This is a genomic window from Rhizobium sp. 32-5/1, from assembly GCF_029537235.1.
GTDB lineage: Bacteria > Pseudomonadota > Alphaproteobacteria > Rhizobiales > Rhizobiaceae > Pararhizobium.
The window spans coordinates 4,145,107-4,168,473 of record NZ_CP120638.1 but is presented as its reverse complement, the minus strand read 5'-3'; the positions used below and the strand labels follow the sequence as shown (position 1 = coordinate 4,168,473).

Sequence of the window (23,367 nt, the reverse complement as noted above, 5' to 3'; positions counted from 1 at the left end):
TTCCGGCTCCAAATCGTCTGTTTCGTCCTCTGCACCCAGAATACGACAGCTTCGATGCCGTGTTAAGCCCCGTCAATCCTCGCCGGATTTCGCCTGTTCCAGGATCATGTAGTCGAGCGGCAGTTGCGTCGTGTACTTGATCTGCTCCATCGCAAAGGCCGATGAGACGTCGCGGATCTCGATCTTGGCGATCATCCGCTTGTAGAAGGCGTCATAGGCGGCAATATCCGGAACGACGACACGCAAGAGATAATCGACATCGCCGCTCATCCGGTAGAACTCGACCACTTCAGGGAACTCGCCGACAACTTCGGAAAAGCGCTTTAGCCATTCGATCGAGTGCGAATTGGTGCGGATGGAGACGAACACGGTCACCTTGGTGTTGATCTTCACCGGATCGAGCAGCGCCACGCGGCCGCGGATCACACCTTCCTCTTCCATCTTCTGGATCCGCCGCCAGCAGGGCGTCGTCGACAGCCCGACCTTCTTGGCGAGATCGGCAACGGCAAGAGTCGAATCTTCCTGCATAAGACGCAGGATTTTGCGGTCGAGGCGGTCCATAGGGCGATCCTTATCGAATATTATGCCTTCTATAGCGCGAGAGCAACGAAATGGAAGAAAATTGTTTCAGCTCGTCAGCGCCCTCACCCGTTGCTGCAGGACGGGCACAAGCTCCGCCTCAAACCACGGATGCTTCTTCAGCCAGCTCGTGTTTCGCCAGCTCGGATGCGGCAGTGGCAGCACCGGCAGACCGCTGTTGACGCCCAGATGCACCCGCCAGTCTTTCGCCGTCTCCGTCATGCTTTTTGAGGCGCGCGGACCGAGATGCCACTTCTGGGCATGGTGTCCGATGGCGAGGACCAGTTCGATCTGCGGCATGGCGTCCAGAACGACGTGGCGCCAAAGCGGCGCGCATTCGCGGCGCGGCGGCAGGTCGCTGCCATGCGCATCATAGCCGGGAAAACAGAAACCCATCGGCACGATCGCGAATTTGCCGGCATCGTAGAACTCCGCCCTCTCGACACCGAGCCACTGCCGCAGACGGTTTCCGGAGGCGTCATTGAAGGGTTGGCCGCTGTCATGGACGCGCAGGCCCGGCGCTTGTCCGGCAATCAATATCTTCGCCGTGCTCGATAGCACCGCGACGGGACGGGGCTCATGCGGCAACCGGTCACCCTCTCCCTTCAACGGCTGGTCCCGACAGATCCGGCAGGCGGCAATCGCCCGTCGCAGCGTCTCCAGCCCGTCAGTCCCCGTCATGCCATATCCTCGACCAAAGCCACGTCATCCAATCTCCCGCTATGTGGGGTGCTTCAGTCATGCCGCCATGGGTTTCGCGCCATGTTCGTGGGCGCTCGAACGTGCCGGACCAAAGACCCAGCCCCTCGTTCTGCGCCGCCGCTTCCTCGCGCTCGTAACGGCCGAACGCAACGGCATAGCCCTGGCGCACCATCGTCTCGCCGAGATCCATAGAACCGACCGCGCAGGTGCCGAGGTTGCGTCCATAGCGATCGTTTCCATCAAGCGTGCAGAACACCGCCCCGGCACCTGCGATCTCCGTCAGCCTGTCCCTTGCCGCCTTGCCACAGGGCCACGGACGCCCGTCACGCGCGCAGGTCTGTGCCAATTCGGGCGCATCCATGCCGATGATCCGCACCCGTACCCCGGAGACGGCCAGCGTATCACCATCGATGATCCTGATGTCCCCGGATACGGTTTCTCCCGGTCCGGAAGACATGCGAACGACGATCAGGCCCATGAAAAGAAAGATCAAAATACACAGGAGCAAGTCGCGCAAAAGCGTCGTCAGTCGCATTGTTCCCTTTCCCCGGCGTCCGGCGTTTCCAGCAAAACGGTTGCCAAATCCTTGACGGCAGCAGCAACTTCTTAAGGATTCCCTTCTAGTGTTCAATGGGTTCCCTCAAAGTCGCACGAGAGCATGAGTACAGGCGTCAGCACTTCGACCGACAAGATCATTGTCGACAAATCGCGCAGCCATCGGAACAAGGCTGTGTCGAAAGCCGTGCGCTCGACCCGCGAACGCCTGCAGACCGGCCAATCCACCGCCTCCGGCTTCGACCGCGACATGCTCCGGCTCTACATCAATTCGGTACTGCAGGGCGCAATCGCCATGCCGCTCTTTCTGGTGCTGATAACAGGTATCGGCATCTATCTGACAGAACGCCTCAACCTGATGGGCTGGGCCATGCTGTCGCTCTGTATTCATGCGTTGACCGTCATTCTCGCCCGCCGCGCCAGCACCGATGATATTACTGCCGAAAAAGCTGTCTTCTGGCGGCGGCGGTTTCTGATTGCCCAGATCGTCATGGGCATTTGCTGGGCAGCGTTTGCGGTGCAGGAATGCAGTGCCTGCGGCGAAGTGACGTTCACCTTCTACAAGGGCGGTGCCCTGCTGATCGCCCTGGCTGCCACCGCCATGGGCACGTTCCTTCTGCGCGATGCCCTGCTCGCCACCTTCGCGCCGGTCGTGATCGCCTTGAGCATCCAGTCTGCGCAGTCGCAAAGCCCGGCCTATCTGGCGATGACGGCGACGCTGGCAAGCTCGCTCGTCTTCATGATCTTCATGACGACGCGCATGCACAGCGCCAATGTCCACATCCTCTCCGTCCAGTCCGAAAAAGACGATCTGATCGCCGAGTTGGAAGTGGCAAAATCGATGTCCGACGAGGCCCGCCGCCGCGCCGAGGAAGCAAACCTCGCAAAATCACGCTTCCTGGCCTCCATGTCGCACGAGTTGCGCACACCGCTCAACGCCATTCTCGGCTTCTCCGAAGTCATGTCCACCGAGGTACTCGGGCCGCTGAACAATCCGATCTACAAGGAATATACCGGCGACATCCATCGTTCCGGCCAGCACCTGCTCGATCTCATCAACGAGATCCTCGACCTGTCGCGCATCGAGGCCGGCAAATACGATCTCAACGAGGAATCAATCCATCTGGTCGAGATGACCGAAGACTGCATCGGCATGGTGCAGTTGCGGGCGCGCACCAAGAACATCACGATTACCGAGCAGTTCGAGCTGGGCATGCCGGCCGTCTGGGTGGATGAAAAATCAATGCGTCAGGTGACGCTCAACCTTCTCTCGAATGCCGTCAAGTTCACGCCGCAGGGCGGCGAGATTTCGGTCAAGGTCGGCTGGACGGCCGGCGGCGGCCAGTATCTGTCGATCAAGGATAATGGTCCCGGCATTCCCGAGGATGAAATTCCGATCGTGCTGTCGGCCTTCGGTCAGGGCTCGATCGCCATCAAGAGCGCAGAACAGGGAACGGGCCTGGGATTGCCGATCGTTCAGGCGATCCTGAACAAGCACAATGGCGAATTTATCCTGAAGTCGAAACTGCGCGAAGGCACGGAGGCAATCGCCATCCTGCCGTCAAAACGTGTGCTGCAGAGCATCCCGGCCGTCGAGGACGCACCGGCCGTCGAACGCCGCCGCAAGAGCTTCGCTTAAAGCCGGGTCAAATCCCGAAAAGCTTGGAAAAGATGATCACATAGGCGGCATAGCCGGCATTGGCGACGATCAGGCAGAGGCATGCGAGCGAGCCCAGATCCTTGGCATTCTTGCCCATTTCCGAGATTTCAGGCGAAACCCGATCGACGATCTCCTCGATGGCGGTATTCAACGCCTCGAAAGCCACCATCAGCAAAAACAGCACAAGCATCGCGACATACTGGAAGAAATTCGCCCCTGTGACGACGAAGCCGATCATCGCCAGGACGAAAAAGCCCAGCTCATGCCGAAAGGCAGCCTCCCCCAAGAGGCGCTTGGCGCCGCCGAAGGAATAGGTGGCGGCGGCGAAAAAGTGCCTGATGCCCGTCAGTTTTTTACCGGCGCGCCTTTGCCCATGCTGAGATATTCCTCGGTCAATTCCATGTCACCCAGCCACGCTGCAGGCGGCAAAGGCATCGAGCCCGCGATTGTACACACCGGTCTGGATATTCATCATGCCGAGAACGGTATGAAACAGGTTGTCGTGTGACATCGCCGCATCCGAATATTGGAGAAGGCATCCGGTATCAAGCCCCATGATTGATTGATAGGGTTTGGAGAACCAGGCAATGAACGGCACATGCGTCTGCTCTTTCGGCGCGATCGCATAGGGCGCCCCATGCAGATAGAGGCCGTTTTCCCCAAGCGACTCGCCGTGATCGGACATGTAGATCATCGCCCCGGCAACCGTGTCCTGATGTTTTTCCAGCAGCTTGGCGACACTCGCCAGGATATGGTCCGTATAGAGGATCGTGTTGTCATAGGCATTGACGATCTCCTCGGGCTTGCAGTTCATCAGCTCGGGCGTGCGGCAATCCGGCTTGAACTTTCGGTATTCCGCGGGATAGCGCAGATAATAGGATGGCCCATGGCTGCCGAGCTGATGCAGGACAATGACCGTATCCTGCTTGATGGTCGCCAGACGCTGGTCGAGCCCATCGAGAAAGATCGCGTCGAGGCATTCGCCGCCCTTGCAGAGCGGGCTTTTCTTACGGTCGTTGAGGCTTGCATAGTTGATCAGGTTGGCGATGCCCTTGCTGCCGGTATTGTTGTCCCACCAGGACACCGAAACGCCGGCATGGGTCAGCACGTCGACGAGATTCTGGCGCGAATGCGCCTTCCATTCGGTATATTCCTGCCGGGTATAGCCTGAAAACATGCAGGGCAAGGAGACCGATGTCGCGGTGCCGCAGCTTGTCGTCTGCCTGAAATTGACGACGCCGAGCGCCTTCAGTTCCGGGTTGGTCTCCCGCCCATACCCATTCAGGGAAAAGTTCATGGCGCGCGCCGTTTCACCGGCGACCACGACGACGACAACAGGCTTTTTCGATGCAGCCAGCCGATCGCCCGCATGGGCATCCATGCCGAACGGCGCAACGACGATATTGGCATCTTCGTAAAGCGAGCCAGTGTAACGCACCGCAGCGGAAATCGGCCCTGTCGGATTGAACAGCTTCATCATGTCCTTATGGTCGCGGATCACATAGGCGATGCTGGCGAAATTCACGCTGGCAAGGGCAAAGACCGCAACGAGGCTCGGCACGATGACGGCAAGGTTGTACAGAACCTTGGCGAGGAACCGGCGATGGACCACCTTAACCCAGAGAACGAAGAGCGAGGGAAGAACAGCAAAGAACAGCACATGCAGCAGGAAATGCGGGGTTATCAGGTGCCCGGCTTCCGCTGTCGTCGTCACCACAGCGCTTTCGACCATCTCCTTGTCGACGATGACGCCGAATGTGTCGGCGAAATAGGAACAGACCCCGGAAACGACGATGAAGAAGATCAGGACCGGCTTGAACAGATATTTCACCGAAACGGCGGTCAGAACCACGAAAACCAGCAGCGAGAGGCCGAGGCCAAACGAGATCAGCCCGAGCTTTGCCGTGCCGAAATAGGTCGATGCGCGGGACCAGAATGTCAGGTTGGTGGCGACCAGCAGATAGATGGAACCGATAGCGCTCAGGCTGATGCTGCCCATCACCGGGCGGCTCGAAACAAGGCTTTTCAAACAAGGCACTCCACGCAGGGCACAAGACCTTCTTCGCCGGCGATGCGGCGTGAAGGTCGTTGCGCGGGCTCGATCGCGGGGCAGATCGGCCATCGGCCGCTGCCGGACGGGCGCCATTTTGGCCCGGTCCACGCGACGCCGCCCCTTCAAGGGCAAGCATCGCTTCCGCATTCGTGCTACGCGTGTCTGACTGTCAAATGCCTGTCAGAAAACATCAAGCCGTCAGTCGGATCGATCCTTGTTGCTGACTCCCGCCTGCGCAAAGGTCGCCATGCCCGAATGGCAGGCGGCGGCCGCCTTGACGATGCCGGCGGCAAGTGCTGCCCCCGTGCCTTCGCCCAGCCGCATGCCGAGCGCCAAGAGCGGCGTCTTGCCGAGCCTGTCGATCGCTTTCATATGCCCGGGCTCCGCCGAAACATGGCCGATCAGGCAATGATCGAGTGCTGCCGGATTGGCGGCCTTGAGGATGGCAGCAGCAGACGTCGCGACATAACCGTCGATGATCACAGGGATCTTCTGCATGCGCGCAGCAAGGATGGCGCCGGCCATCGCCGCAATCTCGCGCCCGCCAAGACGGCGCAGCACTTCGAGCGGATCGGAGAGATGCCCCCGGTTCAGCGCCACGGCCTTTTCGACGGCAGCGATCTTGCGCGCGAGAATCTCTCCTTCCGCGCCTGTTCCTGGCCCCACCCATTCGGCCGCCGTGCCGCCATAGAGCGCCAGGTTGATAGCCGCGGCGATCGTCGTGTTGCCGATGCCCATCTCGCCGATGCACAGAAGATCGGTGCCGCCGGCAACCGCCTCCATGCCAAAGGCCATGGTGGCGGCGCAGTCGCGTTCCGAAAGCGCCGCTTCCTGCGTGATGTCGCCGGTCGGATATTCGAGCGCGAGATCAAAGACCTTGAGGCCGAGATCATAGGCGACGCAGATCTGGTTGATCGCCGCACCGCCGGCTGCGAAATTCTCCACCATCTGCGCCGTCACCGACGACGGAAAAGGCGTTACGCCCTGCGCGGTCACGCCGTGATTGCCGGCAAAGATCGCCACCAGCGGACGGGTGACGGCGGGCGGGCGCCCGGTCCAGGCGGCAAGCCAGAAGGCAATTTCCTCCAGCCGGCCAAGCGCGCCCGGCGGCTTGGTCAATTGCCCGTCGCGCGCACGGGCGGCAGCGACAGCAGCACTGTCCGGCCCCGGCAGGTTGCGCAGCAGGTCACGGAAATCGTCGAACGGCAGGCCGCTGGCACTCATATCGGGCATCCTTGTCTTCTCGCATGGTCGGGGTCTTCGGGCATGGTCGGGTCTTCTGGCATGGTTTGGCTTCCTTGGGAATCCGTGACACCTCCATAAAGCGCGCGGGGAAAACGGGCAACGGCATTTGCGCCGGTTGATGTCGTCGGCGCATGATCGGCAACACGCGCCGATTCGGGGGAAGCGGCAGGCCCGGGAGATGGGCTAAGGGAGTTGGACAGATGGATATTCGCGATTTTGCCGATGATGTGGCGCGCTCGGTCGCGTTTCTCAGCCGCATCCACATGCCGCAGCGGCATTTCGTCAATTTCGATGGCCGGCTGAGCCGCGCCGTGCGCGCCTTTCCGATCGCCGGCCTGCTGATCGCCCTGCCCGCCGCCGCCGTGGTCTCAATCTTCTCTGCGATAATGGCCGACCCGCTGTTCACCGCCTTCGTCGCCGTCGCCATTCAGGCGCTTATAACAGGTGTTCTGCACGAGGATGGCCTGTCCGATACCGCCGACGGGCTCGGTGGCGGCAAGAACAAGGAGAGCGCGCTCATCATCATGAAGGATAGCCGCATCGGCTCCTATGGTGCCGTCGCACTCATCCTTTCCTTCGGCCTGCGCGTCTCGGCGCTGGCCGCCATCCTGCCGCACCTGACACCGAGTGGCGCCGGCGTCGTGCTGCTCGCTATTGCCGCCCTCAGCCGCACCGCCATGGTCTGGCACTGGTCGAAACTGCCGTCCGCCCGCAAGGACGGCGTCGCCGCATCGGCCGGCGAACCGCTGACCGGCGCGGTGCGCCAAGCACTTGCCATCGGCATCGCAGCCACCGTCCTGCTTATGGCTCTTGCCGGCATTCCTTTACTTGCCATTCCGCTGGCGCTGATGGCCTTTGCCGCAGTCGTCGTCGCCTTCAGCGAAATCGTCGACGGCAAGATCGGCGGTCATACCGGCGACACAATCGGGGCCACACAACAATTGACGGAAATCGCGGTTCTGGCGGCCCTTGCGCTGACCGTCTGAAACGCCGATATAGCTTGAAACTGGCCTTTATCCGGATGTCACGCCCCATGGAATCGCCCTGCATCCTGATCTGTTCGATCGACATGACCACCGGATACTGTTTTGGCTGCGGCCGCACGCGCGATGAGATCGGCGCCTGGACGCTGTATTCGCCGCAGGAACGCCGAGACATCATGGCAACGCTCCCTGCCCGCCTCGACACGCTGGAGCGCAAGCCGCGTCGGGAAACCCGCCGCACGCGCATGGCGAGGAGCGCGTCGGCGAATGAACAGGCTGACGATCCTGCTCGGCATGCTGGCGGTCGGGCTTGTCTTTCTGATCCTCAATCACGACAGCGGCCGCACCTTCGGCATCGACAACGACGATTTCGGAAGCCTTGTCATGCTCGGTACCGTCGGCACCATGCTGGCAGCAGGCGTCGTCCAGAGTCGCCGACATTTCGGGGAGAGCGTGCGCCAGTTCGGTATCTGGACGCTGATCGCCTTGATCCTGGTGGCCGGCTATCTCTACCGCAACGACATGGAAGCGTTCGGCTCGCGCTTGGCGTCCGGCCTCATCCCCGGCCGCGCCGCCGTCTTCACCGACAGTGAAGGCCAGCAGGAGGTCGTGCTTCACAAGATGCTGAACGGGCATTTCGAGACATCGGTCGCGGTCAACGGCGCGAGCGTCTCCATGCTGATCGATACCGGTGCCAGCACGGTGGCGCTGACCTATGAGGATGCCGAAACGCTCGGCCTCGACCCGGCCAGTCTCAATTATACGGCACGCGTCACCACCGCCAACGGCATAGCGCAGGCCGCCCCGGTCACCCTCTCGGAAGTCGCCATCGGCCCGATCGTCCGCAACAACATCCGCGCCACCGTCGCGGAACAGGGCAAGCTCGACCAGAGCCTGCTCGGCATGAGCTTCCTATCGACGCTGGATTTCCTGCAGATGCAGACGGATGAATTGCGGTTGCGGGATTGAGGTAGGCAGTAGGCAGTAGGAAAAACATCTAATTCCTATTGCCCATTGGCTGCTGCATAATTCCTCCCGTCAATTCCTCAACCGATACCCTGTCCGGAAGATCCACGTCAGCAAGCCCATCAGCACCGCCAGAAATGCGATGATGATTGTCAGGCTGATGACCGGGTTGACGTCGGCGATTTCGAAGAAGCTCCAGCGGAAACCGCTGATCAGGTAGAGAACCGGATTGAAATGGCTGACCGCCTGCCAGAAGGGCGGCAGCATGTCGATCGAGTAGAAGCTGCCGCCGAGGAAGACGAGCGGCGGGATGACCAGCATCGGAATGAGGTTCAGCTGCTCGAAATCCTTGGCCCAGATGCCGATGATGAAGCCGAACAGGCTGAAGGTCACCGCCGTCAGCACGAAGAACAGCAGCATGACGAAGGGATGGGCGATGGAGAGATCGACGAACAGCGAGGCTGTGCCCAGGATGATCAATCCGATCATCATTCCCTTGGTCGCTGCCGCCCCGACATAACCCAGAACGATCTCTGTCATCGATACCGGCGAGGACAGAAGCTCGTAGATCGTGCCGGTGAATTTTGGGAAATAGATGCCGAAGGAACCGTTGCCGATGCACTGGGTGAGCAGCGTCAGCATGATCAGGCCCGGCGTGATGAAGGCCCCGTAGGACACACCCTCGATCTCCTGGATGCGCGACCCCACGGCCGCGCCGAAGACGATGAAATAGAGCGAGGTGGAAATGACAGGCGAAACGACGCTCTGCAGCAGCGTGCGCCGTGTACGCGCCATCTCGAAGAAATAGATCGCCTTGATCGCTTCGAAATTCATGCCCGTGCTCCCACCAGTTCGACGAAAATGTCCTCCAGCGAGCTCTGCCGCGTGGAAATGTCCTTGAGGCGGATGCCGGTTTCGGCCAGCGCCGTCAAAAGCGTGGTAATGCCGGTCCGCTCGCCGGATGCGTCATAGTCGTAAATCAGGCAGTTCCCCCGTCCTCGAGCGTCAGCTTGTAGGCGGAAAGCGCAGCTGGAATTTCGGATAGCGGCTCTGTCAGATCGACCCGCAACTGCTTGCGGCCGAGTTTTTTCATCAGCGCCGTCTTTTCCTCGATCAGCAGGATCTTGCCGCCATTGATGACGCCCACCCGGTCGGCGATCTCCTCCGCTTCCTCGATATAGTGCGTCGTCAGAATGATGGTCACGCCGGTCTCGCGCAGCTTTTCCACCACCTGCCACATGTCCTTGCGCAGGTTGACATCAACGCCGGCTGTCGGCTCGTCCAGGAACAGCACCCGCGGCTCGTGGCTGAGCGCCTTGGCGATCAGCACCCGGCGCTTCATGCCGCCAGAGAGTTCGCGCAGCATGTTGTCCTTCTTGTCGTAGAGCGAAAGATCCTTCAGCACCTTTTCGATATGCGCCGGATTGGCCTTCTTGCCATGCAGCCCGCGCGAGAAGGACACCGTGTTCCAGACCGTCTCGAACTGGTCGGTGGTCAGTTCCTGTGGCACCAGCCCGATCATAGAGCGCGTCGCGCGGAAATCCTTGACGACATCATGGCCGCCGACCAGCACCGTGCCGCCGGACGGATTGACGATGCCGCAGATGATCGAAATCAGCGTCGTCTTGCCGGCGCCGTTTGGCCCCAGCAGCGCAAGGATCTCGCCCTCCTCGATATCGAGGCTGACATCCTTCAGCGCCTGGAAGCCGGAGGCATAGGTTTTCACCAGATTGGAAACGGAAACGATCGGGGCCATGGAAACATCCGGTATGCGGGGGAACGGCTGAGGTGAGTTGCCCCTATATGGACCTTTCTGCGTCGATGTTCACCCCGCCTGGACAAAAAACAGACAAACAATCAAAAACGGCCAACCGACGACAAATCAGAACGGCCAGCCGCTTCGGTAGAGCACATAGAGGGCTGCCAATAGAACCAACAGCGCAAAAATTCGGTTGAGCACCGCCTTGCGCGCAGCCAGCCGTGTCGCAAGCATCGTCCCGCCGACACCGCCGAGAATACCGCCAGAGATGAATTGTGCAGCCACCGTCCAGTCGATCAGGCCGGAGACCGCGTAGTTCAGCGCCGTCGCCAGCCCGAAGGTGCCGATTGCCAGCAGGGATGAGCCGACAGCCTGGATCATCGGCATGCCGGTTGCCAGTATCAGCGCCGGAACGATGAGGAAACCACCGCCTATGCCGAAGAAGCCGGATGCCGCACCGGTTGCCGATGCTACAAGCGCCGTCGTCAGGCACATGCGCATATCCACCGGACGGACCGCCGAAACGATAGCCTTCTTCGGTTTCAGCATCCATCCGCCGACGACGATCATCACAAGACCGAAGGCGAACAGAAGATGCTGCCCGTCGAATGCCTTGCCGAGCGTCGAGGCACCGAACGCGGTGATCGTCCCGAAGAACGCGAAGACGGCGGCACAACGCCACCACACGTGCCCTGCCCGCGCATGTACGGCGAAATTGGCGAATGCATTGACGGACACGGCAACGGCGCTGGTGCCGATGGCCACGTGCGGACTGGCAACACCGACGACGTAGAGCAGCAGCGGCACGGCGAGAACGGAGCCGCCGCCGCCAACCAGCCCGAGCGTGAAGCCGACAATGCCGCCGGAGCCAAGCGTTGCGATAGCTGCGGCACTCATGTGCTCGCTCCCATAACACGATCATGGACGATCATGCCGGTGGCCATGGCAACCACAAACCAGACCGTGGCCGGCAGCCCGAGCGAAAGGGACGCAAGCGCCGGTCCCGGGCAAAGCCCACCGATGCCCCAACCAATGCCGAAGATCGCCGATCCGGCCAAAAGCCTGCCATCGATCGGGTGGTGTGGTGGCAAATGAAACTGGTCGTCCAGCAGCGGTACCGCCATGCGCCCTACAAGGAGATTACCCAGCGCCGCCACCGCCACCGCTCCCCGAGCACAAAGGCAAGGCTTGGATCCCAGGCCCCTGCAATATCGAGAAAACCGCGCACGCGTGCCGGATCCAGCATGCCGGACAGCGACAGGCCGAGACCGAAGACAAGCCCGGAAACGAGGGCGGCGAAAATGCGCCATGCGGAAAGATTGCTCATGTGAGTGCCCCCATCAGCCAGACCGTCAGCACCGCTGTTGCCAGAAAGGTCACAACGGCGGCGATCGACCGTGGCGACAGGCGCGCGAGACCGACCACGCCGTGGCCGCTGGTGCAGCCGGAGCCCATCCGCGAGCCGAAACCGACGAGCAACCCGGCAACCACCAGCAGCGGTGTCGACGTCTCTATGGTGACCGCAGGCCATGAACCGGAGAGGGCCCGGTAGACGATGGGGCCAAGCAGCAGCCCGATGACGAAAGCAGCGCCAACACCCGATTGCCGCCCTTGCAGCAGGCGCCCGGCAATGCCGCTGATGCCGGCGACGCGGCCATTCGCAACCATCAGAATGGCTGCCGAAAGGCCGATCAGCATGCCGCCCGAGAGGGAAAGCAGGTATCCGTTCATGTCGGGCCTCCATTCGCACAGAAGATGTCATAGAGGGTGGTCACGAGGCGGGCCGCCCGATCTTCGATCAGCCGATAGAAAATCTGCTTGGCATCCCGCCGGGTTTCGACGAAACCGCCATCCCGCAGAACGGCCAGTTGCTGCGACAAGGTTGGCTGGTGAATATCAAGCAGCGCCTCCAGTTCGCCGACCGAGCGCTCCCCTCGACCAGCGTGCAAACGATCATCAGGCGGTTCTGATTGGCAAGGATGCGCAGGAACTCGGCCGCCTCCCCGGCCCGCGCGGCCATGTCGGCCCTGAGGTGCGGTTGGGCAGCCTGGTGTGTCAGCGTCATCTCGTTCACTCCCAGGCCGCGCCGCTCAGCGCATCGAGCGGAATCTTCAAGTAGCGCCGGCCATTGTCCTCCGGCTCGGGCAGTCGCCCGCCGCGAATGTTGACCTGCAGCGCATGCAGGATCAGCTTCGGCATCGGCAAGGTTGCATCGCGCGCGGTGCGCAGCCGGATGAAGTCCTCAACCGTGCGCCCGGCCACATGCGGATTATCCCGTTTCTGGGCGCCAACGGTGCTTTCCCAAAGCGGTGGCCGCCCCTCCGGCTGATAGTCGTGCCCGGTAAACAGCCGCATCTCGTCCGGCAAGGACAGGATCGCCTGGATTGAATCCCACAACCGCGCAGCACTGCCGCCTGGAAAATCGGCGCGTGCCGTACCGCTATCGGGCATGAACAGCGTGTCGTGCACGAAGGCAGCATCGCCGATGACATAGGTGACGGACGCCAGCGTATGCCCCGGCGAAAACATCACGCGGGCATCGAGCGACCCGATCCTGAATGTCTCGCCGTCGGCAAACAGGTGGTCCCACTGCGAACCATCCGTTGCCAGACCCGGCAGATTGTAGAGCCCGCTCCACAGCCGCTGCACATCGACGACATGCTCGCCGATCGCTGTCCGGGCGCCGGTCTTCTCCTTGAGATAAGCCGCCGCCGAAAAATGATCGGCATGCGGGTGCGTATCAAGGATCCATTCGACCGACAGCTTGTTATCTTCCACGTAGGCGAGAATGGCGTCAGCCTGCGCGGTGGCGGTCGCGCCGGACTTTTCATCATAATCCATGACCGGATCGATGATCGCGCAGGCGAGCGTCTGCGGGTCGGAGACCACATATTGAACGCTTCCCGTGCGGGCATGATAAAATCCCCGGACGTAGGGCGCCCCGACGTTGGGTATATGCGCAGCAATTGGTGCGACGGCTTGTAACGGCATGGAAGGCTCCCGTGGATAACTACAGTTAACAATTACATATATTGTATATTGTTAATTCTCAAGGAGGCAAACCTGCCCATAATGTCGCAGGGAACGAACCAATACTCTGACGGCCTGGAAAAGCAGCTCTGTTCGCCGCGAGCTCGGGTGAAGCCCGGCACGGACGATGATGAAAATGAAAGACTTGTCAGGCGTCGTGGTCGAAAAACGCCTGTTGTCATCAAACGGTGATGGTCGTGCCGCATCTTTCCGTCGTGGAACCCATTTCCGCTCGCATGATCTGCACGAACCGATCCCGCAGTCCCCCTTCGGTAAGGTTCTTTTCGGCCGGTTTTTACCGGCCATTTTTTGAGCTGCGATAGGAGTTACGCCCCGAACATCAACGATTCGAGACGCTGGCCCTGAGCGAGCTCAATCGCAATGCCGATAGCCCGACTTGCGGGGACGCAGGTCGAAGTGGAAGTGGTCCTTGTGACTGGCGTCGCTGCCCGGTCCAAGCACGGTCGAGAAATACTTGCAGCTGTCGGTACGCACCGCCTTCAAAGGCCCTTTTCGCGGAAGGCAAAGAAGCCCGGCTTGCGCACGTCGATCTCCTTGCCGGAGTTGAGTACGAACTTGCCGATGTCGATCGCATTGCCGCGTGCATGTTCCGACATCGGGTTGCCGCGCTTGGAGTTCATCGTCCGGCAGGAATAGCCACCGAGCGGCTTGATCGTCTTGATGCCCGAGAGGTAGCGGTAGCGCGCGGACGGCGCCAGTTCGTTCTTCACCCATTTGGCGAAGGCTTCGGTCACCTGGCAGTTGAGCTTGACGGAGGGCTTGATGTCGATGCCGCCGGAGAGACCCGTCAGTTCGATCGGATAGTCGATGCCGCAGGAACGGCCCTTGGCGATCCGCGCGACGTCCTCGAATTCGACGCCGAGCTTCTTCAGCCGATTGCGGCAGGAGATTTCCGAAGACGGCATGCGCCCGGTAAAATCCGGCTCCGCGTCGGTTAGCGGATTGTCCGCACGTGGCAGGAAGGCGACCTGCTGCTGCGCGGCGTCATCCTGCTGCTGGCGCTGCATCACCCGCTTCTGCTGTTCGATGAAGCGCGCCTTTTCGGCCTCCTCTTCGGCGATCTGTTCGGCTGTCAGCGGCGGCAGGTCGGGATCGTAGCCTAGATCGGCGGAAGCTTCCATCACTGCCGGACCACCGAGCTGCCGCACCTCGTCTTCGCCAATGCCGCCGACAACCGGATGGCTGGCATTGCCTTCTGCAATCGCGATACTCTGTTCCTGCGCAAGACCGACCACCGGCGAAGCGCCTTGGTCAACCCCAAGCATCGCGTCCATATTGACCCCTCGGAAGGCACGGTCATCGGCCCTGCACTGGCCATGTCGACCGACGCGTCCGGTTCGCTGTCGATCATCGGCAAACGACGTTGCTCTGCCACCGGCTGCGCCATCACGGCAGAATTCGTATCGCCCGGACCCGTATCGACAGAAACAGCCCCTTCGGCATTGTCGCTGAACGTGCTGACCGGCCCTTCATTGACCGGATAGGCCTGCTGAATATCCCGATTTCGGACATTGCGGACCGGCTCGATCGCGCCGACACTGCTCGTGTCGTCGATCCGGGCGGAAGGGGCGAGACCGTCGGTCGAACAGGTCGAAAGCGACAGCGACAGAATGGCGATCCCGATGGGTCGACGGACAGAAAACAGATACGCCATACACTTACGCCTTCGTCCACGCTGATCGAGACAGCCACGCCACCTTCCGCGAGCGTGCCGCCAGTTCCTGTCGGAAGGCGGGCACGACACGCAGAAAGCGGGCTTCTGAAGGCATTTTATGCAAACAGCGTAAACGAACCCTTTCGAGCAGGATGCCACTCTTCGGGGTGGCAAGCCCGCTCAAAGGCCAGACGGGGACGGAACCAGCAGTCAGCGCGTCAGCGGCATCCCCCGCCAGAAATCACCCGGAAACCGCTGGCTTGCGCCACGCATTCGTTCGGGAAGGTCTGGATATTTCCCTGCGCCGCGCGCAGACCGGTGCGAATTCGCGGGTGCAGGCTTGCGGCCGATCGTCCGGGCGGCTTTCCGGACGCTCGTCCGGCCGGTTGTCCGGACGCCCCTCGCCACGGCATTCGCCGCGACCGACCACGCGGAACCCGTCCGCTTCTGCGGTGCAGGCATTCGGGAAAGTCTGCTCGCGGCGGCCGCGACGGGCGCAGACCGGGTCGAATTCCTGCGTGCACATCTGTGGCCGATCCTCCGGCCTACCGTCAGGACGCCCCTCATCCGGGCGGTCCGCCCCTCGGCATTCGCCGCGTCCGATGACCTCAAACCCATCGACCCGCGCCTGGCAGGCATTCGGGAAGGTTTGGCGTCGCGGCCCGCGCTGGCCGCAAACAGGCGCAAACTCCATCGTGCACATCTGCGGTACGGATGGTTGCGGCCGGGGGCGTGGTTCATCGACCACCACCGTACAGGCCGAAAGCACGCCGGTCGACAACATGAAAAGGCCGGCAAAACGGGCGGCAAGGCGTCGAATGGACGTCATTGGAAACTCCTCAGAAAAGCAGCGAACAAGCGACCGTCGATCGTCCGCGCTGCAATGGCTGCAGGCATGGCATGATTTCAACCGAGTCGGAAACCCGCCTCCAACGGAAAAGGCCCGCATCCTTGCGAATGCGGGCCAGCTTCAAGGGGCATAGGATTTTTAGATCAGGCTGCCCTGCCATAGTTTGCCGACCGGGTATCGTCCGCCAGCCGGAATGTCTGGAGCAGCGTTTTCAACTCGCGGCTCTCCTGCGCCAGCGTCTGGCTGGCCGCGGTCGTCTCTTCGACCATGGCGGCATTCTGCTGGGTCATCTGGTCCATGCTGTTGACGGCCGTATTGACTTCGTGCAGCCCGGTTGCCTGTTCACGGGCAGCCGTTGCGATGGAAGCAACCGTGTCATTGACCCGGTTGACGAGCGTCTCGATCTCGCTCAGCGCCTCACCGGTCGAGCGCACCAGCGACACGCCGGTCTCGACTTCGCTGGCGGATGTGCGGATGAGATCCTTGATCTCCTTGGCAGCCGATGCCGAGCGCTGCGCAAGTTCGCGCACTTCCTGGGCAACGACGGCAAAACCGCGACCGGCTTCCCCTGCCCGCGCTGCCTCGACGCCGGCATTCAGCGCCAGAAGGTTGGTCTGGAAGGCGATCTCGTCGATGACGCCGATGATCTGGCTGATGCGGCTCGACGATCCCTCGATCCTGCTCATCGCGGCAATTGCATTGCGGACGATGTCGCCGGACTTGGTGGCACTGCCCTTCGTCTCGTTGACCATGTCGCGGGCCTCGATGGCCCGCTCGGAGGCGCTGCGCACCGTCGAGGTGATCTGGTCGAGCGCAGCGGCCGTTTCTTCAAGCGCTGCCGCCTGCTGTTCGGTGCGGCGTGAAAGATTGCCGGTGGCCTCCGAAATGTCGCCGGCGCTGCCGTTGACGACATCGCTGGAGCGGGAGATCGCGCGAATGACGTCGCGTAACGATGCCGCGGCGGCATTGAAGTCGTCGGCGAGCTTGGAATATTCCGGCGAAAGCTGCTCGATATCCGTCGTCAGGTCACCCTGCGCCAGCCGCGAAAGCGCCGCGCCGATGGCTGTCATCGCCTCGCTCTGCAGGCGTGCCTGCTGCTGCTTGCGGCTCTCATTACCCTGACGTTCCTCGTCCAGGGCTTCCTGCTGTTCCTTTTCCCGCACCCGAAGCGCGATGCGCTCGGCAACCGAATCCTTGAGCACGACCAGCACCTCGGCCATCTGGCCGATTTCGTCCTTGCGCCCGGTTTCCGGCACGTCGAACGAAACATTTTCGTTGGCGATCGCACCCATGGCGTCCTTCAGGCGGTTTACCGGTCCGACGACGCTGCGCACGATGGCGAAGGCCGCCGCCAGGAGCGCCAGCGTTCCGACCAGTGCCAGCCCAAGCGCGACAAGAGCCTTATCCCAGAACATGACCTCGAGGTCATCCGCATAGACGCCGGTTCCAACCACCCAGCCCCAGGGCGCGAAGCCCGCGACGTGCGAATATTTCAGAACCGGCTCGTCCGCGCCCGGCTTCGGCCAGTAGTAGTCAACGAACCCCTTGCCCTCCGCCTTCACCTTGTCGACGAAGCCGACGAAAAGATGAAAGCCGTTCGGATCCTTGTTCTGCGTCAGGTCTTTGCCGTCGAGCTCCGGCTTGATCGGGTGCATGATCATCGTCGGGTGCATGTCATTGACCCAGAAGTAGCCGCTCTCCTGATAGCGCATCGCCCGTATGGCATCGAGCGACTGGGTCTGGGCCTGCTCGCGCGTCAGCGTTCCGGCTTCCTCAAGCTTGTGATAGGCGGAGAAAACCGCGACCGCGTTCTCGTTCATGGCCGACAACATGGCCTTGCGCTCGGCCACCATGCCCTCGTGCGATTGCAGCTCCACAAAAGTGAGGACGGAGGCCACCAGCAAAAGGGCCAGCCCCACCAAAGCGTATAGGCGTGTCGAAATTCGGAAATTCTTCATGGCAACCCCGGCGTCCTGGATACAATTAATTCGCAAGGCTAACGAAAACCCGTTTCCAAACTCTCTCGAAAATCGCCATTAGAATTCGAGGCAATTTCTTTACCTTTTGGCAACGCTTTTGCTGCCCGCCGACTTGGGAAAGCTGCTCTTCGCCGCCAGCAACGGCTTCCCCACGCCGAAGGGATCGCGTATTCATCGGCCGACAACCAGAGGAAAATCCATGACCCTACCCACGAAACCCGGCGGCGAACTGACGCTTCGAACGCTGGCCATGCCGGCCGATGCCAATGCTGCAGGGGATATCTTCGGCGGCTGGGTCATGGCGCAGATGGACTTGTCCTGCGGCATGCGCGCCGCCGAGCGCGCCCGCGGCCGCGTCGTCACCGCCGCCGTCAAGGAGATGGCCTTCGAACTGCCGGTCAAGATCGGCGACACGATGTGTATCTACACCGATATCGTCAAGATCGGCCGCACCTCGATCACGCTGAAGGTCGAGGCCTGGGCCCAGCGTTACCTCTCCGACCGCATGGAAAAGGTCACGGACGCCCTGTTCATCATGGTCGCGCTTGACGAGAATGGAAAACCGAAGGCCGTTCCGGCGGAATAGCGGCAACCCGCACCTTGATGTGCGCTGGCACACGGTTCGGCTCACCGGATGCCAACAGCCAGCCACCGGCTTGCCCATTGCACCAGACAGGAGACGACGGACGCGATCAGAAACGCGATCGCGGCATTCTGGCTCGGCAAGAGCCAGATCAAGCAGAGGCAGAAGGCCGCGAATGACAACCGTCCCAGCACCATGCCGCGCAACAGCCGCACCACGAAATCAGGGCCGTGGGCGCGCTGGGAAGAGATGGACAAAATCAGTCCGAGCAGCGGGAAAACGCTGAGCACGCCACTCCATTGTGCACCTAGCGAGAAGGACAGCATCGTGACGGCAAGCGTCAGGACAGCACCGGCAACCATGCGCATGACAAGATCAGTGCGGGTGATCGATATGGGTCTGCCGGCGGCATTCGTGCGCGGCAGAAAGACTTGCGCCGATGCAACGCCCAACACAGCAGCGGCGATGGCGAAGGCCGGGGTGGCCGGCAAAGCCGTCAGCCCCATGGCCGCAGCCAGCCATACGACAAGCCCCGCTACGGCCGCAACACCATAAGGGTTCCGGCGGCATGTCCAAGCATAGGCCAGGTTGAAAGCTTCCGATGCCAGGATCGCGGACAGCGCGGCGGTTGCAGCGGTGACGCCAAATGCCCCGCCATGATCCAGGACCAGAAGGTACAGGATCGGCCCCGTCACGATCGGCAGTCCGGCAAGCCATCCCGCAACTGCCGGCCCCCAGCGAACAGCAGCCATGGACACGACGAACAGAAAGAAAGGCACCAGCGTCAGCTTCAGGAGAATCATGACGATCCTGTACCATACGACGGTCGGAAAACGTACGTCGAGAACGCCTGACTCCGGGGCCTGTTGCTGCTTGAACTACCCCTTGAACACGAAGGCGGCCCCGCCGGCGATCAGGCAGAAGCCGATGGCATGGTTCCAGGTCAAGGATTCCTTCAGCCAGAAGACCGAAAATCCCGCGAAGACCACTAGGGTGATCACCTCTTGCATGGTTTTCAATTGAGCGGCCGAATAGACTTCATGGCCGATCCTGTTGGCGGGTACCGCAAGGCAGTATTCGAAGAATGCGATGCCCCAACTGGCGATAACGGCCATGTAAAGCGGCGAGGATGTATATTTCAGGTGCCCATACCAGGCAAACGTCATGAAGATGTTGGAAAATACCAAAAGCACGATCGGCAAGACCGCGGCGGACGAAAACGTGAATGGCATTGGAAGGTTCCTGGAAAGATCGTCGATGACCCTGAGTTAACTCCTTCGGAGATGAGGTCAAGCGGCGTTTTTCTGCCTATGGACCGTTCGCTACAGCCATTCCCCCGAATTCGTGCGCAGCCGGTTAAAGCAAAATTATAGGTATAGGGGTATATGAGGCACAACCGAAATATGCAAGCTAGGGTGTGATTTGGAGTGATGATGGAGCAGCGGGTCCGGACAGTTCCGGATGACACAACGATCGCGCAGCAAATCAAGACGGCTCAGGCCCTTTCTGTGCTGGGCGGCGTGGCGCTTTCGCTTGTCTCGAACTCATTTATCGCCGCGACGACCGCTATCGTTCTCTGGCTGTATAACCCCGCGCCATCCATCTTGATCTGGCTCGGTGTCGTTGTGATGCTCAACATGACGCGCCTCGTCACGGTTATCTTCATCAAACGAGACAACCTGCCGGAGCGAGATCCGGAGCGAACACTTTCGCTCTTGTCATCAGGCGCATATCTGGGTGGCCTGGTTTGGGCAGTGGCGCCATTTCTGAGCGGCGGTTTGACCACAGAGGGCGCGAATGCCTATGTCATCTTTATTATCGCGGGCATTTCCGCGGGCGCCCTGATGCAGAGCACGGCCCATTCGCGCACCGCGCTTTTGTTTGGCGGACCGCCGCTCGCGGCAACCATGTTTCTTCTGATACAGCAGGCAACGATCCTCTCCGGCGTGATTGCCCTCGATGTCCTGCTCCTGTCGGTCATGATGGTGCGCGCCAGCGGCATGAGCCAGGCAAATTTCATCCGCAGTCAGCAAGATCGCCTGCAGGCGATTACGCTTGCTGAATCCCTGTCGAATGCCAACCAGGAAATCCAGCTTTCGAACACCCAGCTGGAGACCCTGGCGCGTCTCGACCCTCTGACAGGCCTGGGTAACCGGGCGCTTTTCAATGCCCACCTCCACGCCCTTGTCGCTGACCAAGACAGCGATCCGCGACCGATCGCGCTTCTGATCATCGACCTTGATCGTTTCAAGGCGATAAACGATACGATGGGCCATGGCGCCGGCGATAAGGTTCTGGTCGAGGTGAGCGCACGCCTCGCCCGGCTTTGCGGTGCACACGATCGCGTTGTCCGGCTTGGCGGGGATGAGTTTGCTGTCATCATCGATGGCATGGATGCTGCCGAACGCGCGCAGGCAATCGGCGCCGGCATAATGGCGTCGGCGGAGTTGCCCATTCTGATTCACGGTCGCCCCACCATCGTTGGCACAAGCGCGGGCCTTGCCTTGTTCCCCGATCATGGGCATACGGCGGAGGAGCTTTTCGCCAGCGCCGATATCGCCCTATATGCCGCCAAGGAAGGCGGCCGCAGACGCCTCAGCATCTTTAATCCCGACCTCAAGGCCCGGATCGATCGCCAGCGACTGATCGAAACCGGCCTTGCTGATGCCATTGCAAATGACGGCATTAAGGTCTTCTTCCAGCCGCAGGTGGCCCTTTCCGACGGCAGCATCGTTGGCTTCGAGGCGCTGTTGCGCTGGAGCCATCCGACGCTCGGCCCCGTCAGTCCACCGGAGGTCGTGCTTGCTGCGCATACGTTGCATATGTCGGAACGGCTGACCCGCCACATTGCTTTATCCGCTGTTGCCCTTATTCAGCGACTGCCTGCTTTTGGGCTCGGTGAGGCCTCGGTCGCCATCAACGTCTCGCCTCGCGAATTTTCGACCTACAGCCTCTCGGCCATGCTGGCCCCCATCGTCGCCGGGTCCGGCATCGACCCGTCGAAACTTGAGGTCGAAATCACCGAGGAAGCGACGCTGGACGCGGTCATCGCCGGTGAGGAACTTGCCCGGCTCGAACAGGCCGGATTTCGACTTGCCGTCGATGATTTCGGCATGGGCCATTCCTCGCTCGCCTATCTCGTCAGCCTGCGCATCGACAGGCTGAAGATCGATCGCAGCTTCGTCACCGGCATCGCCGCCAGCCGCCAGAACCAGGCGCTGATTTCGGCATTGATCGGCATCGGCCATGCCCTCGATATCGACATCGTGGTCGAAGGTGTCGAAACGGCCGAGGAGGCCGAGGTTCTGCGCATGCTCGGCTGCCGTCTAGTCCAAGGCTACTACTATGGACGCCCGATGCCGGTAGACGACATTCCAGGATGGATCGAAACCCATCCAGGGCCTGGCAGACCGCTGGTCGGGGCATCGCGTATCCAATAAAAAATGCGCACTGCGCGTTATTGCGGCGGCATGACGATTTTGCTGACGAGGCGCGCAGTCGCCAGCAGGCTGACGAGATCGCGGATCATTGGCAACACATGGTGCTCATAGTTGATATCGCGGTGCATATCCGGCAGTTCAAAGAAATCCTTCTCCGTCGCGACCATCAGGAAAGCGTCAGCACCCGCGAGGCCAAGACGGGGAATACCATCCGGCCAGTCTTTCGCCAGATAGTCCAGAACCGGAATGATCAATCCGGTTAACAGCGGACTCGCATCGTCGGGACGATCGGTGCGAAACACATAGAGATGGTCTAGGTCGCCCCGGTCGACCGGCATCGTCGTTAACGACCTGTCGGCCAGGATATCGTCGAGAAAACCCTGCAGGCCCTCAACACGCTTGGCGGCAAACAGGCGTCCCGGGAAAGCATGGGCCGGATTGAAATAGACGATGATGCCCTTGAACACCGTTTTGTTATCGTCTCCGGTCGTCAGGCGCATTTCGCACAGCGTGAAATCCATGCCTTCGTAAACGCCGGCGATTAGATCGTCGTATATCGCCCCCTTGAAGCGCACGAGGCCCGGCGTCGGCAATCTCCGCATGAACTGCGGCGAAATGCCGTTTGCATATTTGATCGGTCCGGCAAAGGCGAAGATCTTCGGCAGCATGCGTTCGCGCAGGCTTTGGCGGAAGTCCCGCATCGGCCGGCCGGCCTCATGCCGGATGAACCAGCCTATGGCAGCGAGCAAGGGAATGATGAAGCCGAGGACGACCGGTCGCTCGACGGAGACGAGGATGCCAATAACCACGGCAATGGCGATGACCCCATAGGGCAGGATCGTCGATACCCACCGCCTCTGCAGGTCCTGAAGCATGGCGGGTCGGCCGCTGTTATAGTCGGCGATGGCGGCTTTGACGGCCTCTAGCACCTCCCCGGACGGCATGATCGTCTTTTCGTCCAGCAGCATCGGGATTAGGACTCCGACCCCGGCTCTTCCTTCATCCCGATACGGCTGACCAGCCGGGCCGTGACCAGAAGCGTCACCAGATCGCGGATCATCGGCCGGACATGGGCATCGAAATTGATGTCATGGGCGATATCAGGGAGTTCGAAGAAATTCTTCTTGGATGGCACCAGCAGGAAACATTCGTGGCCGGACAGCGCGATGCGCACGACGTCGGTCGGCCAGACACCCGAGAGATAGTCGAGCGCCGAAACCATCTCCCCTCGACCAGCGGTTTTGCCGCGGTGATATTGTTGGTCCGGAACTCGTGGCTGGCATCGGCACGCGGATCACCGCTCTCGAT

20 protein-coding genes and 7 pseudogenes are annotated in these 23,367 nt (G+C 61.0%); 7 read left to right on the top strand and 20 right to left on the bottom strand.

The window, feature by feature from the left end:
- Positions 1-72: 72 nt before the first annotated feature.
- The 3 genes from P6U16_RS20905 to P6U16_RS20895 all read right to left on the bottom strand — a co-directional run bounded on the left by P6U16_RS20905 (position 73) and on the right by P6U16_RS20895 (position 1,816).
- Positions 73-561, bottom strand: a complete 489-nt coding sequence (locus tag P6U16_RS20905; RefSeq protein WP_277702056.1) for an Lrp/AsnC family transcriptional regulator — start codon at positions 559-561, stop codon at positions 73-75.
- A gap of 66 nt (positions 562-627) precedes the next feature.
- The gene (locus tag P6U16_RS20900) at positions 628-1,260 is read right to left on the bottom strand and encodes a uracil-DNA glycosylase family protein (protein ID WP_277702055.1); all 633 of its coding nucleotides are present in this window, start codon (positions 1,258-1,260) and stop codon (positions 628-630) included.
- Positions 1,247-1,816: a thermonuclease family protein gene (locus P6U16_RS20895; RefSeq protein WP_277702054.1), complete on the bottom strand. Its 570-nt coding sequence runs from the start codon at positions 1,814-1,816 to the stop codon at positions 1,247-1,249. The genes P6U16_RS20900 and P6U16_RS20895 overlap by 14 nt, the downstream gene beginning before the upstream one ends.
- Before the next feature lie 123 nt (positions 1,817-1,939).
- On the opposite strand from P6U16_RS20895, the gene P6U16_RS20890 reads away from it, so the two are divergent.
- Positions 1,940-3,475, top strand: a complete 1,536-nt coding sequence (locus tag P6U16_RS20890) for a HAMP domain-containing sensor histidine kinase (RefSeq protein WP_277702053.1) — start codon at positions 1,940-1,942, stop codon at positions 3,473-3,475.
- Positions 3,476-3,482: 7 nt separating this feature from the next.
- Here P6U16_RS20890 and P6U16_RS20885 read toward each other — a convergent pair whose 3' ends face one another.
- From P6U16_RS20885 to cobT, 3 genes are all read right to left on the bottom strand, one after another.
- Positions 3,483-3,893: a diacylglycerol kinase gene (locus P6U16_RS20885; protein WP_277703932.1), complete on the bottom strand. Its 411-nt coding sequence runs from the start codon at positions 3,891-3,893 to the stop codon at positions 3,483-3,485.
- Positions 3,894-3,899: 6 nt separating this feature from the next.
- Entirely contained in the window at positions 3,900-5,495 is a 1,596-nt protein-coding gene (locus P6U16_RS20880) for a phosphoethanolamine--lipid A transferase (RefSeq protein ID WP_277703931.1), read from the bottom strand.
- Between the two features lie 252 nt (positions 5,496-5,747).
- Complete coding sequence (cobT, locus tag P6U16_RS20875; protein WP_277702052.1) at positions 5,748-6,773, bottom strand: nicotinate-nucleotide--dimethylbenzimidazole phosphoribosyltransferase; 1,026 nt, start codon at positions 6,771-6,773, stop codon at positions 5,748-5,750.
- Between the two features lie 221 nt (positions 6,774-6,994).
- Here cobT and P6U16_RS20870 point away from each other — a divergent pair, with 221 nt between their 5' ends.
- The 3 genes and pseudogenes from P6U16_RS20870 to P6U16_RS20860 all read left to right on the top strand — a co-directional run bounded on the left by P6U16_RS20870 (position 6,995) and on the right by P6U16_RS20860 (position 8,746).
- Positions 6,995-7,780, top strand: a complete 786-nt coding sequence (locus P6U16_RS20870; protein ID WP_277702051.1) for an adenosylcobinamide-GDP ribazoletransferase — start codon at positions 6,995-6,997, stop codon at positions 7,778-7,780.
- 47 nt (positions 7,781-7,827) lie between these two features.
- Positions 7,828-8,031: pseudogene (locus P6U16_RS20865) on the top strand (DUF1289 domain-containing protein); the annotation flags it as partial.
- Positions 8,032-8,044: 13 nt separating this feature from the next.
- On the top strand, positions 8,045-8,746 hold the full coding sequence (locus tag P6U16_RS20860) for a TIGR02281 family clan AA aspartic protease (protein ID WP_277702050.1): 702 nt from the start codon (positions 8,045-8,047) through the stop codon (positions 8,744-8,746).
- A 69-nt stretch (positions 8,747-8,815) separates the two neighbouring features.
- Here P6U16_RS20860 and P6U16_RS20855 read toward each other — a convergent pair whose 3' ends face one another.
- From P6U16_RS20855 to P6U16_RS20825, 7 genes and pseudogenes are all read right to left on the bottom strand, one after another.
- Positions 8,816-9,577: an ABC transporter permease gene (locus P6U16_RS20855; protein ID WP_277702049.1), complete on the bottom strand. Its 762-nt coding sequence runs from the start codon at positions 9,575-9,577 to the stop codon at positions 8,816-8,818.
- A pseudogene (locus P6U16_RS20850) lies at positions 9,574-10,499 on the bottom strand (ABC transporter ATP-binding protein). The gene P6U16_RS20855 and the pseudogene P6U16_RS20850 overlap by 4 nt, the downstream one beginning before the upstream one ends.
- Positions 10,500-10,625: 126 nt before the next feature.
- Positions 10,626-11,399: a sulfite exporter TauE/SafE family protein gene (locus P6U16_RS20845; protein ID WP_277702048.1), complete on the bottom strand. Its 774-nt coding sequence runs from the start codon at positions 11,397-11,399 to the stop codon at positions 10,626-10,628.
- Positions 11,396-11,829 (bottom strand): annotated as a pseudogene (locus P6U16_RS20840) (DUF6691 family protein). Before P6U16_RS20840 ends, P6U16_RS20845 begins: the two are co-directional and overlap by 4 nt.
- The gene (locus P6U16_RS20835) at positions 11,826-12,233 is read right to left on the bottom strand and encodes a YeeE/YedE thiosulfate transporter family protein (protein WP_277702047.1); all 408 of its coding nucleotides are present in this window, start codon (positions 12,231-12,233) and stop codon (positions 11,826-11,828) included. The pseudogene P6U16_RS20840 and the gene P6U16_RS20835 overlap by 4 nt, the downstream one beginning before the upstream one ends.
- Positions 12,230-12,567 (bottom strand): annotated as a pseudogene (locus P6U16_RS20830) (metalloregulator ArsR/SmtB family transcription factor). The gene P6U16_RS20835 and the pseudogene P6U16_RS20830 overlap by 4 nt, the downstream one beginning before the upstream one ends.
- A gap of 5 nt (positions 12,568-12,572) precedes the next feature.
- Positions 12,573-13,439 (bottom strand): annotated as a pseudogene (locus P6U16_RS20825) (MBL fold metallo-hydrolase); the annotation flags it as partial.
- Between the two features lie 220 nt (positions 13,440-13,659).
- On the opposite strand from P6U16_RS20825, the gene P6U16_RS20820 reads away from it, so the two are divergent.
- Positions 13,660-13,845, top strand: coding sequence for a hypothetical protein (locus tag P6U16_RS20820; protein ID WP_277702046.1), 186 nt, complete (start codon positions 13,660-13,662; stop codon positions 13,843-13,845).
- A gap of 59 nt (positions 13,846-13,904) precedes the next feature.
- Here the strand turns inward: P6U16_RS20820 and P6U16_RS20815 are convergent.
- From P6U16_RS20815 to P6U16_RS20805, 3 genes and pseudogenes are all read right to left on the bottom strand, one after another.
- A pseudogene (locus tag P6U16_RS20815) lies at positions 13,905-15,207 on the bottom strand (extensin family protein).
- Positions 15,208-15,425: 218 nt separating this feature from the next.
- A pseudogene (locus tag P6U16_RS20810) lies at positions 15,426-16,036 on the bottom strand (Kazal-type serine protease inhibitor domain-containing protein).
- Between the two features lie 164 nt (positions 16,037-16,200).
- The gene (locus P6U16_RS20805; protein ID WP_277702045.1) at positions 16,201-18,015 is read right to left on the bottom strand and encodes a methyl-accepting chemotaxis protein; all 1,815 of its coding nucleotides are present in this window, start codon (positions 18,013-18,015) and stop codon (positions 16,201-16,203) included.
- Between the two features lie 220 nt (positions 18,016-18,235).
- On the opposite strand from P6U16_RS20805, the gene P6U16_RS20800 reads away from it, so the two are divergent.
- On the top strand, positions 18,236-18,622 hold the full coding sequence (locus tag P6U16_RS20800) for an acyl-CoA thioesterase (protein WP_277702044.1): 387 nt from the start codon (positions 18,236-18,238) through the stop codon (positions 18,620-18,622).
- A 41-nt stretch (positions 18,623-18,663) separates the two neighbouring features.
- On the opposite strand, the gene P6U16_RS20795 is transcribed toward P6U16_RS20800, so the two are convergent.
- The gene (locus P6U16_RS20795) at positions 18,664-19,422 is read right to left on the bottom strand and encodes a hypothetical protein (RefSeq protein ID WP_277702043.1); all 759 of its coding nucleotides are present in this window, start codon (positions 19,420-19,422) and stop codon (positions 18,664-18,666) included.
- Positions 19,423-19,497: 75 nt separating this feature from the next.
- Positions 19,498-19,851 carry a DMT family protein gene (locus P6U16_RS20790; protein WP_277702042.1) on the bottom strand — a complete coding sequence of 118 codons (354 nt, stop codon included), beginning with the start codon at positions 19,849-19,851 and terminating at the stop codon, positions 19,498-19,500.
- Between the two features lie 198 nt (positions 19,852-20,049).
- On the opposite strand from P6U16_RS20790, the gene P6U16_RS20785 reads away from it, so the two are divergent.
- Positions 20,050-22,059: an EAL domain-containing protein gene (locus P6U16_RS20785; protein WP_277702041.1), complete on the top strand. Its 2,010-nt coding sequence runs from the start codon at positions 20,050-20,052 to the stop codon at positions 22,057-22,059.
- Between the two features lie 17 nt (positions 22,060-22,076).
- On the opposite strand, the gene P6U16_RS20780 is transcribed toward P6U16_RS20785, so the two are convergent.
- Complete coding sequence (locus tag P6U16_RS20780) at positions 22,077-23,027, bottom strand: hypothetical protein (protein WP_277702040.1); 951 nt, start codon at positions 23,025-23,027, stop codon at positions 22,077-22,079.
- Positions 23,028-23,032: 5 nt separating this feature from the next.
- Positions 23,033-23,281 carry a hypothetical protein gene (locus P6U16_RS20775; protein ID WP_277702039.1) on the bottom strand — a complete coding sequence of 83 codons (249 nt, stop codon included), beginning with the start codon at positions 23,279-23,281 and terminating at the stop codon, positions 23,033-23,035.
- Positions 23,282-23,367: the final 86 nt, after the last annotated feature.

Excerpts from the sequence above, each read along its gene's own strand:
- P6U16_RS20905 (WP_277702056.1), bottom strand. The coding sequence starts at position 561 with ATGGACCGCCTCGACCGCAAAATCCTGCGTCTTATGCAGGAAGATTCG.
- P6U16_RS20900 (WP_277702055.1), bottom strand. The coding sequence starts at position 1,260 with ATGACGGGGACTGACGGGCTGGAGACGCTGCGACGGGCGATTGCCGCC.
- P6U16_RS20895 (WP_277702054.1), bottom strand. The coding sequence starts at position 1,816 with ATGCGACTGACGACGCTTTTGCGCGACTTGCTCCTGTGTATTTTGATC.
- P6U16_RS20890 (WP_277702053.1), top strand. The coding sequence starts at position 1,940 with ATGAGTACAGGCGTCAGCACTTCGACCGACAAGATCATTGTCGACAAA.
- P6U16_RS20880 (WP_277703931.1), bottom strand. The coding sequence starts at position 5,495 with ATGGGCAGCATCAGCCTGAGCGCTATCGGTTCCATCTATCTGCTGGTC.
- cobT (WP_277702052.1), bottom strand. The coding sequence starts at position 6,773 with ATGAGTGCCAGCGGCCTGCCGTTCGACGATTTCCGTGACCTGCTGCGC.
- P6U16_RS20870 (WP_277702051.1), top strand. The coding sequence starts at position 6,995 with ATGGATATTCGCGATTTTGCCGATGATGTGGCGCGCTCGGTCGCGTTT.
- P6U16_RS20860 (WP_277702050.1), top strand. The coding sequence starts at position 8,045 with ATGAACAGGCTGACGATCCTGCTCGGCATGCTGGCGGTCGGGCTTGTC.
- P6U16_RS20855 (WP_277702049.1), bottom strand. The coding sequence starts at position 9,577 with ATGAATTTCGAAGCGATCAAGGCGATCTATTTCTTCGAGATGGCGCGT.
- P6U16_RS20845 (WP_277702048.1), bottom strand. The coding sequence starts at position 11,399 with ATGAGTGCCGCAGCTATCGCAACGCTTGGCTCCGGCGGCATTGTCGGC.
- P6U16_RS20835 (WP_277702047.1), bottom strand. The coding sequence starts at position 12,233 with ATGAACGGATACCTGCTTTCCCTCTCGGGCGGCATGCTGATCGGCCTT.
- P6U16_RS20820 (WP_277702046.1), top strand. The coding sequence starts at position 13,660 with ATGATGAAAATGAAAGACTTGTCAGGCGTCGTGGTCGAAAAACGCCTG.
- P6U16_RS20805 (WP_277702045.1), bottom strand. The coding sequence starts at position 18,015 with ATGAAGAATTTCCGAATTTCGACACGCCTATACGCTTTGGTGGGGCTG.
- P6U16_RS20800 (WP_277702044.1), top strand. The coding sequence starts at position 18,236 with ATGACCCTACCCACGAAACCCGGCGGCGAACTGACGCTTCGAACGCTG.
- P6U16_RS20795 (WP_277702043.1), bottom strand. The coding sequence starts at position 19,422 with ATGATTCTCCTGAAGCTGACGCTGGTGCCTTTCTTTCTGTTCGTCGTG.
- P6U16_RS20790 (WP_277702042.1), bottom strand. The coding sequence starts at position 19,851 with ATGCCATTCACGTTTTCGTCCGCCGCGGTCTTGCCGATCGTGCTTTTG.
- P6U16_RS20785 (WP_277702041.1), top strand. The coding sequence starts at position 20,050 with ATGATGGAGCAGCGGGTCCGGACAGTTCCGGATGACACAACGATCGCG.
- P6U16_RS20780 (WP_277702040.1), bottom strand. The coding sequence starts at position 23,027 with ATGCTGCTGGACGAAAAGACGATCATGCCGTCCGGGGAGGTGCTAGAG.
- P6U16_RS20775 (WP_277702039.1), bottom strand. The coding sequence starts at position 23,281 with ATGGTTTCGGCGCTCGACTATCTCTCGGGTGTCTGGCCGACCGACGTC.